This is a genomic window from Klebsiella electrica, from assembly GCF_006711645.1.
GTDB lineage: Bacteria > Pseudomonadota > Gammaproteobacteria > Enterobacterales > Enterobacteriaceae > Klebsiella > Klebsiella electrica.
This window is the reverse complement of the sequence record NZ_CP041247.1, coordinates 3807020-3823249: the sequence shown is the minus strand read 5'-3', so window position 1 is coordinate 3823249 and position 16230 is coordinate 3807020. Positions and strand designations below refer to the sequence as shown.

The following is a 16230-nucleotide window of genomic DNA, read 5'->3' as shown; positions in this document are numbered from 1 at the left end:
TACAGCCGTAGGCGCGGTAAGCGCGGCGCTACCGGACAACAGGAGGTTGCGTGACGGCGTTACCCACACCAGAATACAGCCGCAATATGCGGCTGATTGGGCATAGCGATCAGGGAGGACGCCCCGACGGCGTCCAGCTCATGGTACACCGTGGCTTTGCGTATATCGGCCATATGGTGTCTCAGGGTTTTTCGGTGGTGGACGTGCGCGATCCGGCGCATCCGAAAGCGGTAAACTACGTTGCCGCGCCGCCGGGGACCTGGAACGTGCATTTGCAGGCGCATGATGATCTGCTGCTGGTCATTAATGCCCGCGATCTGTTTGCCGACACCCGCTTTGCCGACGAGAAGGTGTATTACACCCGCTCGGTGGGCGAGACGGTCAGCGATGTGCAGGATCGCGGCTGGAGCGCCGGGCTGCGCGTGTTCGATATTTCGCGTCCGGAGCATCCGCGCGAGATTGGCTTTTTGTCGCTCAGCGGTATCGGTATTCATCGGATCTGGTACGTTGGCGGTCGTTGGGCCTACGTTTCCGCGCTGATCGACGGTTTTAGCGATTATATCTTCCTGACTATCGATCTGGCGGATCCGCGCAAGCCGCAAGTTGCCGGGCGCTGGTGGTTGCCGGGGATGAACCAGGCGGCGGGGGAGACCCCGCAGTGGCCGGAAGGCAAGCGCTATGCCTTGCATCACGCGATTATTGCCGGCGACACCGCTTACGGTAGCTGGCGCGACGGCGGCCTGACGCTGCTCGACGTGAAGGACAGAACCCAGCCGCAACTGATCAGCCATCGCAACTGGAGCCCGCCGTTTGGCGGCGGAACCCATACCGCGTTGCCGCTGCCGGACCGGGATCTGCTGGTGGTGCTGGATGAGGCGGTGCTCGATAACCAGCAGGATGGCGAGAAGCTGATCTGGCTGTTTGATATCCGCGAACCGACAAATCCGGTGAGTATCTCCACGTTCCCGCAGCCGGATGAAGCTGACTACGTGGCGAAAGGGGCGCACTTTGGTCCGCATAATCTGCATGAGAATCGCCCCGGCAGCTTTATCAGCTCAACGCTGATTTTCGCCACTTACCAGAATGCGGGCGTTCGCGCTTACGATATTTCCAACCCTTACCGACCGCTGGAGACCGGGGCGCTGGTGCCTGCCGCCCCGGCGAAAATGATGGATACCCGTCCGGGTCGTCCGCAGGTGATTCAGTCCTGCGACGTGTTCGTCGATGCCCAGGGAATTATCTACAGCACGGATTACAACGGCGGGCTGTCGGTGATTGAGTATCGCGGATAGTTTTTTGCCGGGTGGCGCTGCGCTTACCCGGCCTACAAAACCCCGGACGAGATGCCGGATAAGGCGTCAGGCGCGTAGGCCGGAGAAGGCATCAGGACCCTATGCCGGGAAGATGTCAAAGAGCCGTAGGCCGGGTAAGGCGTAAGCCGCCACCCGGCATACAGACTGCGCTTAGCTGTACTGCCGCACCCGTGCCACCAGCTCTTCGGCGCTGTCGATACGGTCGGCAATCACAATCAATGCTTTACCCAGGGTGATTGCGTGGCGCAGGCACTCGTGGCGCATGGCCGCATCCTGAATCGTCTCGATATCGGCGACGTGGGACAGGCCGACGCTGCGGCGAATCAACTCGGTGCCGCAGAAGCCAATCGCATCGTGCCACACTTTTTTCAGGAACGTGGAGGCATAGCCGGGCCAGGCCAGCGCCGCATCGCGCGTTTTCTCCGCCGCCAGAGAGTGGAAGCGTTCGGCAAAAGTATTCCACAGCGTCTGAATATCGTGCAGACGCTGTTCGCGAGCCGCGGCGGCATCGCGAATGCCCAGATGTCCCGGCAGGCCGCAGTAGTTCAACAACAGGTTGCCGATAGCGGTCCCGATATCAAAACCTATCGGACCGAAATAGCCGAATTCCGCGTCGATGGCTTTAAAACTCTCCTCGGCGACAAAAATGGAACCGCTGTGAATATCGCCGTGCAGCAAGGCTTCGGCGTGCGAGAAGAAGCGATGTTTCAGCGATGCGACCGCCAGCCTGAGCGAAGCGTCGTCACGCAGAGCGGCCACTTCAGCTTCCAGCTCGGCCGGGTAGTTATTGCGTTCGTGAAGCTGATACGGGTCGTTGAAAAACAGGTCTTCGGTGATTTCGCACATCTCCGGATTGATAAACCGGGCGACCTGCGCCTTTTTCTCGTGCGGATGGAGGTAGAAATCACTGGTATGAAACAGCGCCTGGGCCAGATATTCCCCTAGCTGGCTGGCGGCCTGCGGGTAGTAAACGTTGTTAATCAGCTCGCCGCGCCAGATACGGTGATCGGAGAGATCCTCCATCACCATCACCGCCAGCTCGGGGTCGAAGTGGTGGATTTTCACCGTGTGCTGCGGGGCGTGCTGGTAGTGCGCCACCAGAGTTTGCGCCTCAAGACGGGCGCGGTCGAGGGTCAGCGGCCAGGATTCCCCTACGCAGCGAACGTAGGGCAGGGCCTGCTTCACGACAACGCGGCTCACGCCGTGGGTATCATAAATCTTAAAGACCAGGTTGAGGTTACCGTCCCCCACTTCCTGCGCGGACACCAGCTCAGACGGGTCATCGATGCCGCCAAATTGTTGTGCGTATGCCACGGCATCGCCGGGGGTGAAGGTATGGTATTGCGACATTGCCTCGATCCTCAAAAGTTCTGATTAAGCCGTTCAGACGTCTATACTTCTGGATTTCATCCTGACACAATGTGATACAACAACGCAACAGGGATTTAACGATATGCAGACACTACAGACCACCAGCCTGCGGGTAAGCGAAAATCAGCTTTTTATTCTTGATCAGCAGGCATTGCCGCAGGAAAAACGCTGGCTGGCGGCGGATAACGTTTCGTTGCTGGTGGACCATATTCACGCGCTGCGGGTGCGCGGGGCGCCGTTAATCGGCCTGTCGGCCAGTCTGCTGCTGGCGCTGCTGGCCCGGCGCGGCCTCAGCCGGGACGAACTGGCTCAGGCGCTGGAAACGCTGCGCGCCGCGCGCCCGACGGCGGTAAACCTGATGAACAATCTCGATCGCATGAAGCTGGCGCTGGCAGCAGAGGACTATGCCGAGGCGCTGGAAGCGGAAGCGCTGCGCCTGATCGCGGAAGATAAACAGCTGTGCGCCAGTATCGCCGAGGCGGGCAGCGCGCTGGTGACGCCAGGCAGTCGCCTGCTGACGCATTGTAATACCGGCGGTCTGGCGACGGCGGGCGTAGGGACGGCGCTGGGAGTGATTGCGCTGGCCCATCAGCGCGGGCGGGTGGAAAACGTCTGGGTCGACGAGACGCGTCCGCTGCTGCAGGGCGGGCGACTGACCGCCTGGGAGCTGGGCGAACTGGGGGTGCCTTACCAGCTGATTACCGATTCGATGGCCGCCAGTCTGATGGCTAAAGGGCAAGTTGATGCCGTATGGGTCGGGGCTGACCGTATCGCGGCTAACGGCGATGTGGCGAATAAGATAGGCACCTACTCGCTGGCGGTACTGGCGAAGTATCACGCTATTCCGTTCTACGTGGCGGCACCGCAAACCACTCTCGATCGCCATTGTCCGAACGGCGAGGCGATCCCGATTGAGCAGCGGGCGGCAGCGGAAGTCACCGGCGTCGCCGGTAGCTTTGGCGCGGTGCAGTGGGCACCGAAAGATGCCGCCGTTTACAATCCGGCCTTTGACGTCACCCCCGCGGCGCTGATTAGCGGCTGGGTGCTGGATAGCGGCGTGGTCACCCCGGAGCAGGTGGCGGCCGGGGCGTTTGCGCCAGCAACGGCCTGAGCCAGAACGCCAGGTGGCCGCAGCTTCGCGTGAGTGAATGGGCATTCTGCATATTTTGCCCGGTGGCGGCTGACGCCTTACCGGGCCTACGGGGTGTGGAGCGGGCAGCGGAATGGTCATGACGGGCTTCGGGTTTGATGGCATTGGCGATTTCTGTCGGGTGGCGGCTGGTGCCTTACCCGACCTACGGGGTGTGGAGCGGGCAATGTCCGAGATGCGCGCATCGCACTTCTTTCCCACAGAACGATCCCCCGTCTTTTTGACCGCCGGTAGCCGGTAATATGGGGAGCATGAAAAGTCTCGGTTATGTCATTGTTAAAAACCGTGATTTCATATGCATTTCTGATATAACCATTACCTATATAAGCCTTTACTGAAATATTGTTCACTTAAGCTGGCGGTGTTAGTATCGGATGAATAGCCATTTGGACGGCTAAATAATCTTTCATCAGGTTATTTTATTGGCCATTTGGACCACGGCTGTGTGCACAAAACTCGTCGAGTTTTGAGCGCCTTTGATGGCGGCCCGAAGGAAGAACGTCGCGAATGCTCCTCACGTACTGCGTGTACGTTCCGGGTGTTGCGCGCTGTCCATGTCCAGACTACCCGCAACAATAACGCCTGCCCGTACAGGTTCTCAAATTAACATCGCTAAACTAAGGAACGGCTATGTGGCAAGAAAGACTCGCGCAACTGGTTACCACCTGTCATTGGATCGGCGCGAAAGGCTGGGCGCCGGCGACCGGCGGCAATATGTCGGTGCGCCAGGATGAGACCTGGTGCTGGCTTAGCGAGTCGGGGCGCGATAAAGGCAGCCTGACAACGGAGGATTTCCTGCAGGTGGAGATCGCCAGCAATAAAGCGCCTTCCGGGCGTAAACCGTCTGCTGAAACCGGTCTGCATACGCTGGTGTATCGCCTGCTTCCTGAGGCTAACGTCGTGCTGCACGTCCATACCGTCAACGCGACGGTGCTGTCGCGCATCGAGAAGAGCGGGACGCTGGCGCTGCAGGGCTATGAAATGCAGAAAACCCTGACCGGTCAGCACAGCCACCTCGATAGCGTACCGGTGGCGATTTTCGATAACGATCAGGATATCGACGCTCTGGCGGCGCGCATTGAAGATTATGCGCAGACCAACCCGCTGCGCTACGGCTTCCTGCTGCGTGGCCACGGTCTGACCTGCTGGGGCAAAGATATTAATGAGGCCCGTCGCCAGCTGGAAGGACTGGAGTTTCTGTTCGAGTGCGAGCTGATGCGCCGCCGCTACGAGCACGACTAAATTTCACTCCACTAACGGGTCAGGCATGGATTTTTATCCCGGAATCGATATCGGCCCCCCGCGCGTGAAAGCGCTGCTGTTTGATGAACACTTGCAGGCGCTTCGCTGGCATGTGCCTACGGGAAGCTACGGATGGTGTAGGCCGGGTCAGGCGTAGCCGCCACCCGGCGCTAGCGCATTGTGGCGTTATGCCAGCCGCGGGTAGGCGTTGGCGATATCGTTGCCGGTAAATTTCGCCACCCAACCTTCCGGGTTGTCGAAAATGCGGATAGCGGTGAAATCAGGCTCCGGGCCCATATCAAACCAGTGCGGCGTGTTGGCCGGTACCGAAATCAGATCGTTCTTCTCGCACAGCACCTGAAACACTTCATTGCCGATATGCAGGCAGAACAGCCCGGCGCCTTCAACAAAAAAGCGGACCTCGTCTTCACCGTGGGTGTGTTCGTTGAGAAACTTCGCGCGTAGCGCCTCTTTCTGCGGATTATCCGCGCGCAGGCTGATGACATCCCAGCTCTGGTAACCTTTTTCCGCCACCAGCTTCGCGATAGCGTGTTGATAGGCTTCAAGCACCGTCTCGGATGTCGGAGAGGGGCCTAAATCACGGTCGGCCTGCCAGCGTTCGAAGCGCACGCCTTTGGCGTTGAGCTGTTGCTGGATTTCATCGCCGTCGGTGCTATACCAGAGATGGGTACCGGCGTCTTTTTCTGAATAAATCGTTAATGCGCTCATGCTGGGATCTGCTCCGGATGAATGTCGTCAAAACGCTGAACTTGCGGGTGATGGCTGGCAGGATCGCGGTCGCCGCGCACCAGCTGGATCGTACGAAAACCGGCGGCTTCTGCCGCATCCAGCTCCTGATGAATATCGGAGAGGAACAGAATCGTCGCCGGATGATGCCCCAACTGTTCGGCAATATTGCGATAGGACTGCGTTTCTCGCTTGGCTCCCGTCAAGGTATCGAAATAGCCACTGAACAGATGAGTAATATCACCTTCATCGCTGTAGCCAAATAACAATTTCTGCGCCGCGACGGATCCAGAGGAATATATGTATAAATCAATACCCTGAGACTTCCATTTTTCCAGCGCGGGCAGAACGTCCGGATAGAGATGGCCGGTAAAGTCGCCGTTAACATAGCCCTCGCGCCAGATAATGCCCTGCAGCGCCTTGAGCGCCGTTGACTTGCGGTCTTCATCCATAAAGGCCAGCAGGGTATCAATCAGTTCGGCGGCGCTGGCGGCGGGGTTGCCGATTTCCGTTCGCAGATTATCAAGGATCGTCTTCACCGGCTCGGCGTACTGTTGCGCGGTGACAAAGGCCGCCAGCCGCTCGCGGGCGTATGGAAACAGAACGTTGTGGACAAAAGAAATGTCGCTGGTGGTACCTTCAATATCGGTCACGATAGCGCGGATCATGGTTTCTCCAGAGTAGGCGGTGCGCCGTGATAGGGCTGCTTCAGGCGAGAACCGGCATAACATTATCATTTAGACGTCTAAGCGTCTTGATTGCCAAATACTAACATCGTGTTATAGTGGCTTCAACAACAGCATTACAATCGGTAATTATACAATGAGCAATAAGCCACTGATTCCTGAAAGTAAACTCCCTTCGCTTGGCACCACTATATTTACCCAGATGAGCGCGCTGGCGCAGGAGCACCGGGCGATCAACCTGTCGCAGGGGTTCCCGGATTTTGACGGGCCGCGCTACCTGCAGGAGCGCCTGGCGTATCATGTCGCTCAGGGGGCTAACCAGTACGCGCCGATGACCGGTGTCCCGGCTTTGCGTGAAGCGATTGCCGACAAAACCGCCGAACTGTACGGCTATCGCCCGGATGCCAACAGCGATATAACCGTCACGGCGGGGGCGACCGAAGCGCTGTATGCGGCGATTACCGCGCTGGTCCGCACCGGCGATGAGGTTATCTGTTTTGACCCAAGCTACGACAGCTACGCGCCGGCCGTGGAGTTGTCCGGCGGCGTGTTGAAACGTATCGCTTTGCAGCCGCCCCATTTTCGCGTTGACTGGCTAGAATTTGCCGCGGCGCTTAGCGAGCGTACCCGGCTGGTTATCCTGAACACGCCGCATAATCCGTCGGCGACGGTCTGGCAGCGCGAGGATTTTGCCGCGTTGTGGCAGGCGATAGCTGACCATCAAATTTATGTGATCAGCGATGAGGTCTATGAGCATATTTGCTTTGCGTCGCACGGGCACGCCAGCGTACTGGCCCACCCGCAGCTGCGCGAACGGGCGGTGGCGGTCTCTTCTTTTGGTAAAACCTTCCACATGACCGGCTGGAAAGTGGGGTACTGCGTGGCGCCGGCGGCGATAAGTGCCGAGCTGCGCAAGGTTCATCAGTATCTGACCTTCGCGGTGAATACGCCGGCTCAGCTGGCAATCGCCGATATGCTGCGCCATGAGCCGGAGCACTATCGCCAGCTGCCGGAATTCTACCGCGAGCGGCGAGACTTGTTTGTCGATGCCCTGCGCAGCAGCCGTCTGGAGATTCTTCCTTGCGAGGGCACCTACTTCCTGCTGGCTGACTACAGTGCGATTTCCGATCTCGACGATGTGAGCTTCTGCCGTTGGCTGACGACCGAAGTGGGCGTCGCGGCGATCCCGCTGTCGGTGTTCTGCGCCGATCCGTTCCCGCACAAGCTCATCCGCCTGTGCTTTGCAAAACAGCCGGCAACTCTGCTGGCCGCAGCGGAACGTCTCTGCCAGCTGTAGTTATTTTACGGTCCACGCCTGAGAAAATTGCCGGTCGCCAAACAGTTCGGCAAGACCGTTAATTTGTTTCAGGCGTAACACCTCGTCAGCGTCCATACCCAGCTCCTGACTGATTTTCGCGTCTGACCAACCCAGGTTTGCCAGCTCATGGACGATTTCTGACATGGCCGGGATCTGATGGCGGCCCCGCGCGCGGTTATGGCGAATGGTCGCCGCCATCAGCGTATCGCGACTGGCTGAATGGTTTTCCAGGCAGGCGACCGGCAGATAGCCGTTTAACTGCTGTTTTAACGGCGCTTTGTTTCTGGCAAGCTCGTGGCGATGGAATCCGTCGACGATGGTGTAGCGCGCCTCATCTTGTCTGAGCACCACAATGGGTTGCGTAAAACCGTCCGTTTGCAGCGAAGTGAGCAGCAGGCGTTTTTCCGGCGGGGCGAGGTTGTTGGGGTTGTAATCATTTGGCGAAACGCGCTCCTGCTTTACCCACAGCACGCAGTCAACGGGATGAGATTTGAACGGGCTGTAATGGTGTAAAAGCTGGCGAAAAGCGTTCAGCGCCTCGACGCGCTCCGCATCCTGAAGAGTGTTCAGATAGCGCTCAAGGTCGTGCATTATTTGTTGTTGCATAAGATCCCCCATTGCTGGCGTTTTTGACTCATTCGTTCGCGGTAGCGCCGGTAATGGCTGGGTTTGGTCGGGCTGAAAGAGAGCATGCGGCACCAGTAATCGTTATTCAGTAGCACTTTGCAGATGCGTCGCCAGGACGGAATATCCTTCGCGCCGGTATCGGCCTTCTGGAGGTCAGGTATATCCTCCATCCCCTGTTTTTGATACCAGCGCAGATAGACGGCAATTTTATTCCGGTAATGTTCGGCCGTTTTTTCCGGCATGCTGTCGAGTAAAAACAGGGCGTAGCTCTTCCAGCTATGATGTCCGGGTTTCTCCAGCTTGCGATGCCCGTAGAACTGGTTATCCTGGCCGGCGTAGACGCCGCCGCCGCACGCGCCGCTCACCCGCTGACACATGGCGGCCCAGCGTTCAGGTTCCAGTACGTGATAAAGCCAAAGCCCCTGGCGTTGTTCCGGACCGAAAGGTTCACAGATACGCATGTAGCGCAGCGGTACGCCGGCCTGATACATCAGATCATAGAGTGGGTTATAAGTGAGTCCGCTTTTGGCAAACCAGGTCCAGATATCGGCGGTTTTCCAGTCATAAATAGGGTAGGCGTACCACGCGTGGCCTCCCGGCGCTGCGGTGGTCCAGGGTTTATCATCGGCAAAGCGCTGTTTGCGCCGCGACGAGATGGTGATGAATCGGTTAAGGGATTCATCCGCGCGGATGCCAACTAAGACCGCAGCGGGACGGCTGGCGGCAAACCAGTCGGCGAATTCGCGAACAAAGTTTTCGAAGCTCATCCCCGGGACATAAAAAGAGAAATAGCCGGGGTCGGTAATGGCATGCGGCGGCGGCTGGCGCACCCATCGGGCGTCTGGTTGCCAGCATTGCCATTCCGGCGTGAACTGACTGAGTGAGTTCTGCGTGGTTAACGGCAGGGCAACCCAAAAAAACTGTTCGATGACATCCTGATACGCTTCCCGGAGCGCTTCGCAATGGGTAATGGTGTAGGAGAACTGCGCTTCCCAGTCGATAAACAGCACGCTAATTTTGCGGCCTGTACGTCGCGCGTGAAGCGCGGTCAGATGCAGCATCAGGGTGGAGTCCTTGCCGCCGGAAAAAGAGACGCAGAGACGAGGGAAATTATCCATCACCCATTCAATGCGTTTCTGCGCGGCTTGCAGAACGGACTCGGGCAACGGGTATTTTATTAATGTCACGATCTCTGTTCCTTAGGTGCAGTTGACGATTTAATGGCATGTCATGCTACGACAGAAAATAATTTCCGTCATTTTTTATGGTTTTATATTAGGCTGGAATATTGATTTTTATTTAATTATTCATGATATAAATTGTTTTCCTGCGGTTGCAGGTTGATTATTTTATCGAACGGCGAGGAGAATATGGGCATATTTATCTGCGTCTGGTGATAAATCATGTAGATCATAATAGATGGCACCGGAACCGGCAGCACTCTCAAGTTCAGATTGAAGAGCGGGTGGTTCAGTATGGCTTTCGGCACAAAGCCGATAAGGTCGGTCTGGTTAATCATATTAATGAGCGCCAGCAGCGAATCGCTACGAAAGGTCATCATTCGGTCGGGTAAACTTTTTTTCATTTGCGCATGAAAATTCTTTATGCCGACCTCCGTGGAAAGATAACCGGCGAAGCTTTCCCGCAGGATGGCGGCACGATCGTTCAGTTCATCGACCCGCGGATGGCGTTCACCGCAGACCAGTGCCATCTCAGCCTCCAGGAAGGGCTGGCAGAATATCTCCGCGCTTTTACAGGGGGATAAACTGAGTATCAGGTCCGCCTTACGCTGCGAGAGCAGACTTTCCACCGAGTCGCTGGTGAGCTGAAGGTCATGGTGTTCCACCTGCATATTGGGGGTCTGGTAGAGGGCGTGGATTAATTGTAAAGAGTCGTGGGGAATAAATAACTGAGGGCTATAAATGACAAAACGTTTTTTTAAGTTGGCCGGATTGACGAGAGAAATCGTTTTCTCTAGCTGGCTTAAGTTTTTTTCGAGGAGATAATGCAGGTTGATGCTCGTTTGGGTGGGCGTAATGCCTTTTCCCGAACGAATAAACAGCGGATCGTTAAGCTGAGTGCGCAGGCGTTGCAATGACTGGCTGACGGCGGAGGGGGTAATAAACAATGCTTCCGCCGCTCGACTGATGCTCAGATGCTGATAGATGCATTCAAAAATAACCAGCAAGTTAAGATCGAATTTTTTCAGGCCGTAAAGGTTCGCCATTGCTAATATCCGGATAAAGTCGTGGTGATAAAATTTATTAATATTTTGTATTTATTTTTTTGTAATGATTGATTTGATGAATTTATTAGGGCGTTTATTCTTCGCCATGACTGAATGTATATGACTGGAGAGGCGTAAGCCAGGTTCTTTTTCCTTAAGCACCTGGCCAGAAAGCCGCGCCGGGCGGGTTACTTTTCTCCCATCATGGTCTGCAACTTGTCGGCTTCAGGCAGCCCGACCACCTGCTGCAGCATATTCTCTTTGTTCATGTAGTAAATGGCAGGCGTGGCGTTCGCGCCGAGTTGATCCATTAACTGCTGATTCTCACTGACGATCTTCATTTTTTGCGGGGAGAGATTCGCCGGGATTTTTATGTTCATTTTTCCGGCGGATTGTTCGTAGTCATGCCAGGTTTTCGCCGGATCCGCGGTGGCGAGGATCGCGGCGGCCGTCGCCGGGCTTTCGGGCTTGATGACGCCAACCAGCAGCGTGCGAATCTGTACTTTGCCGGACTCTACCCACGGACGGGCCTGTTGCCAGAATTTCAGGCAGTACGGGCAGAAGGGGTCGGCAAAGACATACAGAATGACCGGCGCCTCCTTTTTCCCTTCCTGTAGCCAGCTGGCGGCTTCCATTTTCTTCCACAGCGCCTGGCCCGCCGGCGTGTAGAGTTCTTTCTGGAACAGCTGTTCGCTCAGGTTAGTGCCATTTTCATCGTACATATAGCCTGAAATGGCGTGCTTGCCGTCGGGGGTCAGATAGATAGTGACCCCCATATCCTGATACTTCCCCAGCCATCCTTTCATCCCACCCGGCGCCTCGAAGGGCTTAATGATGGTAATTCCCTGTTTTTCTATCGCTTTTACAGGAGCCGGCAGATCTTCAGCCTGGCTGAAAAAGGGTAAAAAACTGAGAAAAAACAGACGCTTTAACATGGTTATTCCTTGTTAAATCAATGTGTAAGGTAAGAAGATGATGCTGCCTATCACAGCTATAGGTAAGACCTGCCCGCGAGCGGATTGCCCTTTATTACCGCGGATGGTGTAATCGGCCTTGCTGTTACATTAAGGTAATGTAGAGCGCAACACATAGCCAGCTTGTCTGGCACTGAACCTACCTGCGGGTATTTCAGGTAACGGGGCCGCCTGAAGAGGGCGGCCTTTTTACTTTCAGCACGGCGGGATGCAAAAAGTAACGAAACGCGGCGATCGTCGCGACGGGTTCACAAAGCTGTCTTGTTCCGGTTGTTAGATATTGCTTATTGATTTGATAATGCAAACACATTGGTCGAATCAGCAAAAGTTCGTTACCTTAGACCTCAACGAAAACACGGAGGAAGTATAGATGTCCTTGATTAACACTAAAATCAAACCTTTTAAAAACCAGGCATTCAAAAACGGTGAATTCATCGAAGTTACCGAGAAAGACACCGAAGGCCGTTGGAGCGTCTTCTTCTTCTATCCGGCTGACTTCACCTTCGTATGCCCGACTGAACTGGGCGACGTGGCAGACCATTACGAAGAACTGCAGAAACTGGGCGTAGACGTGTACTCCGTTTCTACCGATACCCACTTTACTCACAAAGCATGGCACAGCAGCTCTGACACCATCGCAAAAATCAAATATGCGATGATCGGCGACCCGACTGGCGCCCTGACCCGTAACTTCGACAACATGCGTGAAGACCAGGGTCTGGCAGACCGCGCAACCTTCGTTGTTGACCCGCAGGGTATCATCCAGGCTATCGAAGTTACCGCTGAAGGTATCGGCCGCGACGCATCTGACCTGCTGCGTAAAATCAAAGCTGCTCAGTATGTTGCTTCTCACCCAGGCGAAGTTTGCCCGGCGAAATGGAAAGAAGGTGAAGCGACTCTGGCGCCATCCCTGGACCTGGTCGGCAAAATCTAAAATTCACTACGCCTTTCGCGCTACAGGTGCGTTGGCGATGCTTCGTCTCCCCGGTTACTGACTGATGTAAGCTCCCGGGGCTTCATAAGCTTGCCGCCTTGCTGTAACACGAAATGCTTGCGAATTTATCCTCAAGCGGGTGCATCTGCGCCCGTTTTATTTCAACACCATGATGCAAGCCGCATTCAGGCCGCCCGCAAGGCAGCTTGCATGATGATGTTTTTTAAGCAGGAGATTAAAAATGCTCGACACCAACATGAAAACCCAGCTCAAGGCCTACCTTGAGAAACTGACGAAACCTGTTGAGCTGGTTGCCACGCTGGATGACAGCGCAAAATCGGCAGAAATCAAGGAACTGCTGGCTGAAATTGCCGAACTGTCGGCAAAAGTGACCTTCAGAGAAGATAACAGCTTGCCTGTCCGCAAGCCCTCTTTCCTGATCGCGAACCCCGGTTCCCTTCAGGGGCCGCGCTTTGCCGGTTCCCCGCTGGGACATGAATTTACCTCTTTGGTGCTGGCGCTGCTGTGGACCGGCGGTCATCCGTCCAAAGAGACCCAGTCGCTGCTCGAGCAGATCCGCGATCTGGACGGTGATTTTGAGTTTGAAACCTATTACTCGCTCTCTTGCCATAACTGCCCGGATGTCGTGCAGGCGCTGAACCTGATGGCGGTACTGAATCCGCGTATCAAACATACGGCGATTGACGGCGGGACTTTCCAGAATGAGATTACCGATCGCAACGTGATGGGCGTCCCGGCGGTCTTTATGAATGGCCAGGAGTTCGGTCAGGGGCGTATGACGCTGGCGGAAATTGTCGCTAAAGTCGATACCGGTGCCGAAAAACGGGCGGCGGAAGAGCTGAATAAACGCGATGCTTATGATGTGCTGATTGTCGGTTCCGGTCCGTCAGGCGCCGCTGCGGCGGTCTATTCTGCGCGTAAAGGCATTCGTACCGGCCTGATGGGTGAACGTTTCGGTGGTCAGGTGCTGGATACCGTGGATATCGAAAACTACATCTCTGTGCCGAAAACGGAAGGGCAGAAGCTGGCCGGGGCGTTAAAAGCGCACGTCAGCGACTATGCTGTGGATGTGATTGACTCTCAGAGCGCAGCGAAACTGATTCCGGCTGCGGTAGAAGGCGGCCTGCATCAAATTGAAACGGCCTCCGGCGCGGTGCTGAAAGCGCGCAGCGTAATCATTGCCACCGGGGCAAAATGGCGCAACATGAACGTGCCGGGTGAAGATCAGTATCGCACCAAAGGGGTGACCTATTGCCCGCACTGCGACGGCCCGCTGTTTAAAGGTAAACGCGTGGCGGTCATCGGCGGCGGTAACTCCGGCGTTGAGGCGGCCATCGATCTGGCGGGCCTGGTAGAACACGTGACCCTGCTGGAGTTCGCCCCGGAGATGAAAGCCGACCAGGTCCTGCAGGATAAAGTCCGCAGCCTGAAAAACGTCGATATCATTCTCAACGCTCAGACCACTGAAGTCACGGGCGATGGCAGCAAAGTGACCGGCCTGCAGTATCGTGACCGGGTCAGCGGGGATGAGCACCATATCGGGCTGGCGGGGATTTTCGTGCAGATTGGGCTGTTGCCGAACACCAACTGGCTGGAAGGCGCCATCGAGCGCAACCGGATGGGGGAAATTATCATCGACGCGAAATGTGAAACAAACGTCAAGGGCGTATTTGCCGCCGGCGACTGCACAACCGTACCGTACAAACAGATCATTATCGCTGCGGGCGAAGGGGCGAAAGCTTCGCTGAGTTCGTTCGATTATCTGATTCGTACCAAAACCGCATAATAAAGTAAGACGACACCTGCATATAAAGAGGCTACCCCCAGGGTAGCCTCTTTTGCGTTCGGTGTTAGCGAACGACCATCACCGGAATATGGGCGTGGCGGATAACGCTTGAGGCATTGGAGCCAAGTAAGTGGGTGCTGATAGAAGGGTTACGCGAACCAATCACCACCACATCGGCTTTAATTTCGTTCGCCAGTTCATTGACCATGTCCCGCACGCTACCAAAGCGGACGTGCATTTTAATCCGCGCAGGGTCGATGCTGAAATGCCCGGCCATTGTTTTCAGGCGCGTTTCCGCTTCGTGCTGTAAGTGCTCTTCAAAACGACGCAGATCGGCGGTAAAGCGGCTCATCGTGAAGCTGGACGATCCGGGTAATACGTGGAGCAGGTGAATAACACCATCCTGCTGGGCCAAAAACTCCGCGTGGCGGACGGCCTTGTCGCTCAACTCCATCTCAAAAACATCAACGGGCATAATGATAGTTTTATACATATGCATTCCTCCTTGTTCGCCTGTTTCTATATCAACACATTATAGGAAGATATAGTGTCATTCAGCTCGCAAAACTGTCAGCTCAGGCGGATAGGGGGGTAAAATTTTGTCAGTACCACGAGAGAGGGGGGCAGAAAGAGGATGCGAAGACATCCTCTGAATAAAGCGTGAAACGCCTCAGGCAGCGGGAGAATTAACGATGAAACTCACCTGCGGCTTCCGGCTGGTAAAGCAGCTCCAGCACTTCGAGATGGGCCGATGCTCCGCCCGGTAACTCCCAGTGGATGGCACTGCCGACTTTCAGGCCGAGCAGCGCGGCGCCAACCGGGGCGAGCACGGAAAGCTGGGTTGCGCTGTCCGTCACCTGCGAGGGAAACACCAGTGTCCGCACGCGCTCTTCACCGCTGGTCAAATCGCGAAATCTGACTTTGCTGTTCATGCTGACGACATCATGCGGCATTGCTTCCGGTGCCAGCATTTGCGCGCGATCCAGCTCGTCGTTCAGCGCATCTGCCACCGGGGAATTAGCGAAAGCCGGCTGTTCGAGCAGCCTGTCGATGCGTTCTGCATCGAGCTCATTAATGATGATTGCGGGTCTGGTCATCGCATACTCCGTGTTATCCAGGAACCTGTCCGTAAAAGAAAACCCTCACCGAAAGGCAAGGGTTAATGTCGTCCCATCATACTGAGACTTGTCGGCAGTTTGAAGTGATTAAACGCACATTAAGCGATGATCGCCGAAAGGGAGAGATGAAATTTATGATAATGCCGTCACAACCGAAAAATCTGTCTTATCCTTTTTAAGCGGTATCAGGTAGTACCCTTCCAGTACAGGAGACTGAAATGAGCGGTTTTGACAAACTTACTCTTAACGACGGTAGTTATCTGTATTTTAAAGACTGGGGAAGCGGGCAACCGGTGGTATTTAGCCACGGCTGGCCGTTAACGGCTGATGCTTTTGAAGATCAAATGCTGTTTCTCGGATCGCAGGGATTCCGCGTGATTGCTCACGATCGTCGAGGACATGGAGTCAAAAGCGGTGCGCGAAGGGTTTGTCGAGCAGGGGTTACAGGGGTCAATAAAAGCGCTTTACGACTGCATTAAAGCGTTTTCTGAAACCGACCTGCGTGAGGATCTGCGCAGGATGACCATTCCGACGCTGGTTATTCATGGTGATGATGACCAGATTGTCCCGTTTGAAACCTGCGGGAAAGTGGCGGCGCAGCTGCTGCCTGACGGCGAATTAAAGGTCTATCAGGGCGGGTCTCACGGGATCTGTACGACCCATAAGCACCAGATTAACCAGGATTTGCTGGATTTTATTCGCGCATAATCGACCGG

15 protein-coding genes and 1 pseudogene are annotated in these 16230 nt (G+C 55.5%); 7 read left to right on the top strand and 9 right to left on the bottom strand.

All coding sequences use genetic code 11. The features are described from left to right. Window positions 1-50: 50 nt before the first annotated feature. On the top strand, window positions 51-1292 hold the full coding sequence (locus tag Electrica_RS18320) for an LVIVD repeat-containing protein (RefSeq protein WP_131047634.1): 1242 nt from the start codon (window positions 51-53) through the stop codon (window positions 1290-1292). 171 nt (window positions 1293-1463) lie between these two features. On the opposite strand, the gene mtnK is transcribed toward Electrica_RS18320, so the two are convergent. Continuing rightward, window positions 1464-2663, bottom strand: a complete 1200-nt coding sequence (mtnK, locus tag Electrica_RS18315) for an S-methyl-5-thioribose kinase (protein ID WP_131047635.1) — start codon at window positions 2661-2663, stop codon at window positions 1464-1466. A 103-nt stretch (window positions 2664-2766) separates the two neighbouring features. Here mtnK and mtnA point away from each other — a divergent pair, with 103 nt between their 5' ends. Beyond that, window positions 2767-3795, top strand: coding sequence for an S-methyl-5-thioribose-1-phosphate isomerase (mtnA, locus tag Electrica_RS18310; protein WP_100685937.1), 1029 nt, complete (start codon window positions 2767-2769; stop codon window positions 3793-3795). A gap of 669 nt (window positions 3796-4464) precedes the next feature. Then, on the top strand, window positions 4465-5076 hold the full coding sequence (locus tag Electrica_RS18305; protein ID WP_141965114.1) for a methylthioribulose 1-phosphate dehydratase: 612 nt from the start codon (window positions 4465-4467) through the stop codon (window positions 5074-5076). A 186-nt stretch (window positions 5077-5262) separates the two neighbouring features. On the opposite strand, the gene Electrica_RS18300 is transcribed toward Electrica_RS18305, so the two are convergent. Further along, the gene (locus Electrica_RS18300; RefSeq protein ID WP_141965113.1) at window positions 5263-5805 is read right to left on the bottom strand and encodes a 1,2-dihydroxy-3-keto-5-methylthiopentene dioxygenase; all 543 of its coding nucleotides are present in this window, start codon (window positions 5803-5805) and stop codon (window positions 5263-5265) included. Then, complete coding sequence (mtnC, locus tag Electrica_RS18295; protein WP_141965112.1) at window positions 5802-6491, bottom strand: acireductone synthase; 690 nt, start codon at window positions 6489-6491, stop codon at window positions 5802-5804. The genes Electrica_RS18300 and mtnC overlap by 4 nt, the downstream gene beginning before the upstream one ends. A 169-nt stretch (window positions 6492-6660) precedes the next feature. On the opposite strand from mtnC, the gene Electrica_RS18290 reads away from it, so the two are divergent. Further along, on the top strand, window positions 6661-7806 hold the full coding sequence (locus tag Electrica_RS18290) for a pyridoxal phosphate-dependent aminotransferase (protein ID WP_167686282.1): 1146 nt from the start codon (window positions 6661-6663) through the stop codon (window positions 7804-7806). Here Electrica_RS18290 and Electrica_RS18285 read toward each other — a convergent pair whose 3' ends face one another. From Electrica_RS18285 to dsbG, 4 genes are all read right to left on the bottom strand, one after another. Further along, a complete protein-coding gene (locus tag Electrica_RS18285) occupies window positions 7807-8433 on the bottom strand; it encodes an IbrB-like domain-containing protein (protein WP_141965110.1) in 627 nt (208 codons plus the stop codon). Then, window positions 8418-9641, bottom strand: coding sequence for a phosphoadenosine phosphosulfate reductase (locus tag Electrica_RS18280; protein WP_141965109.1), 1224 nt, complete (start codon window positions 9639-9641; stop codon window positions 8418-8420). Before Electrica_RS18280 ends, Electrica_RS18285 begins: the two co-directional genes overlap by 16 nt. Window positions 9642-9757: 116 nt before the next feature. After that, window positions 9758-10681 (bottom strand): DNA-binding transcriptional repressor CitR, encoded by a 924-nt coding sequence (gene citR, locus Electrica_RS18275; protein ID WP_141965108.1) that lies wholly within the window; start codon window positions 10679-10681, stop codon window positions 9758-9760. A 188-nt stretch (window positions 10682-10869) separates the two neighbouring features. Beyond that, complete coding sequence (dsbG, locus tag Electrica_RS18270; RefSeq protein WP_100685929.1) at window positions 10870-11616, bottom strand: thiol:disulfide interchange protein DsbG; 747 nt, start codon at window positions 11614-11616, stop codon at window positions 10870-10872. A gap of 409 nt (window positions 11617-12025) precedes the next feature. On the opposite strand from dsbG, the gene ahpC reads away from it, so the two are divergent. Next, window positions 12026-12589 carry an alkyl hydroperoxide reductase subunit C gene (ahpC, locus tag Electrica_RS18260; protein ID WP_100685928.1) on the top strand — a complete coding sequence of 188 codons (564 nt, stop codon included), beginning with the start codon at window positions 12026-12028 and terminating at the stop codon, window positions 12587-12589. Between the two features lie 241 nt (window positions 12590-12830). Beyond that, window positions 12831-14396, top strand: a complete 1566-nt coding sequence (ahpF, locus tag Electrica_RS18255) for an alkyl hydroperoxide reductase subunit F (RefSeq protein WP_100685927.1) — start codon at window positions 12831-12833, stop codon at window positions 14394-14396. Window positions 14397-14460: 64 nt separating this feature from the next. On the opposite strand, the gene uspG is transcribed toward ahpF, so the two are convergent. Next, window positions 14461-14889, bottom strand: a complete 429-nt coding sequence (gene uspG, locus Electrica_RS18250; protein ID WP_141965107.1) for a universal stress protein UspG — start codon at window positions 14887-14889, stop codon at window positions 14461-14463. 193 nt (window positions 14890-15082) lie between these two features. Continuing rightward, window positions 15083-15493 (bottom strand): nucleoside diphosphate kinase regulator, encoded by a 411-nt coding sequence (gene rnk, locus Electrica_RS18245; RefSeq protein WP_032688893.1) that lies wholly within the window; start codon window positions 15491-15493, stop codon window positions 15083-15085. A gap of 239 nt (window positions 15494-15732) precedes the next feature. Between rnk and Electrica_RS18240 the strand changes: the two are divergent. Further along, window positions 15733-16222: pseudogene (locus tag Electrica_RS18240) on the top strand (alpha/beta fold hydrolase). Window positions 16223-16230: the final 8 nt, after the last annotated feature.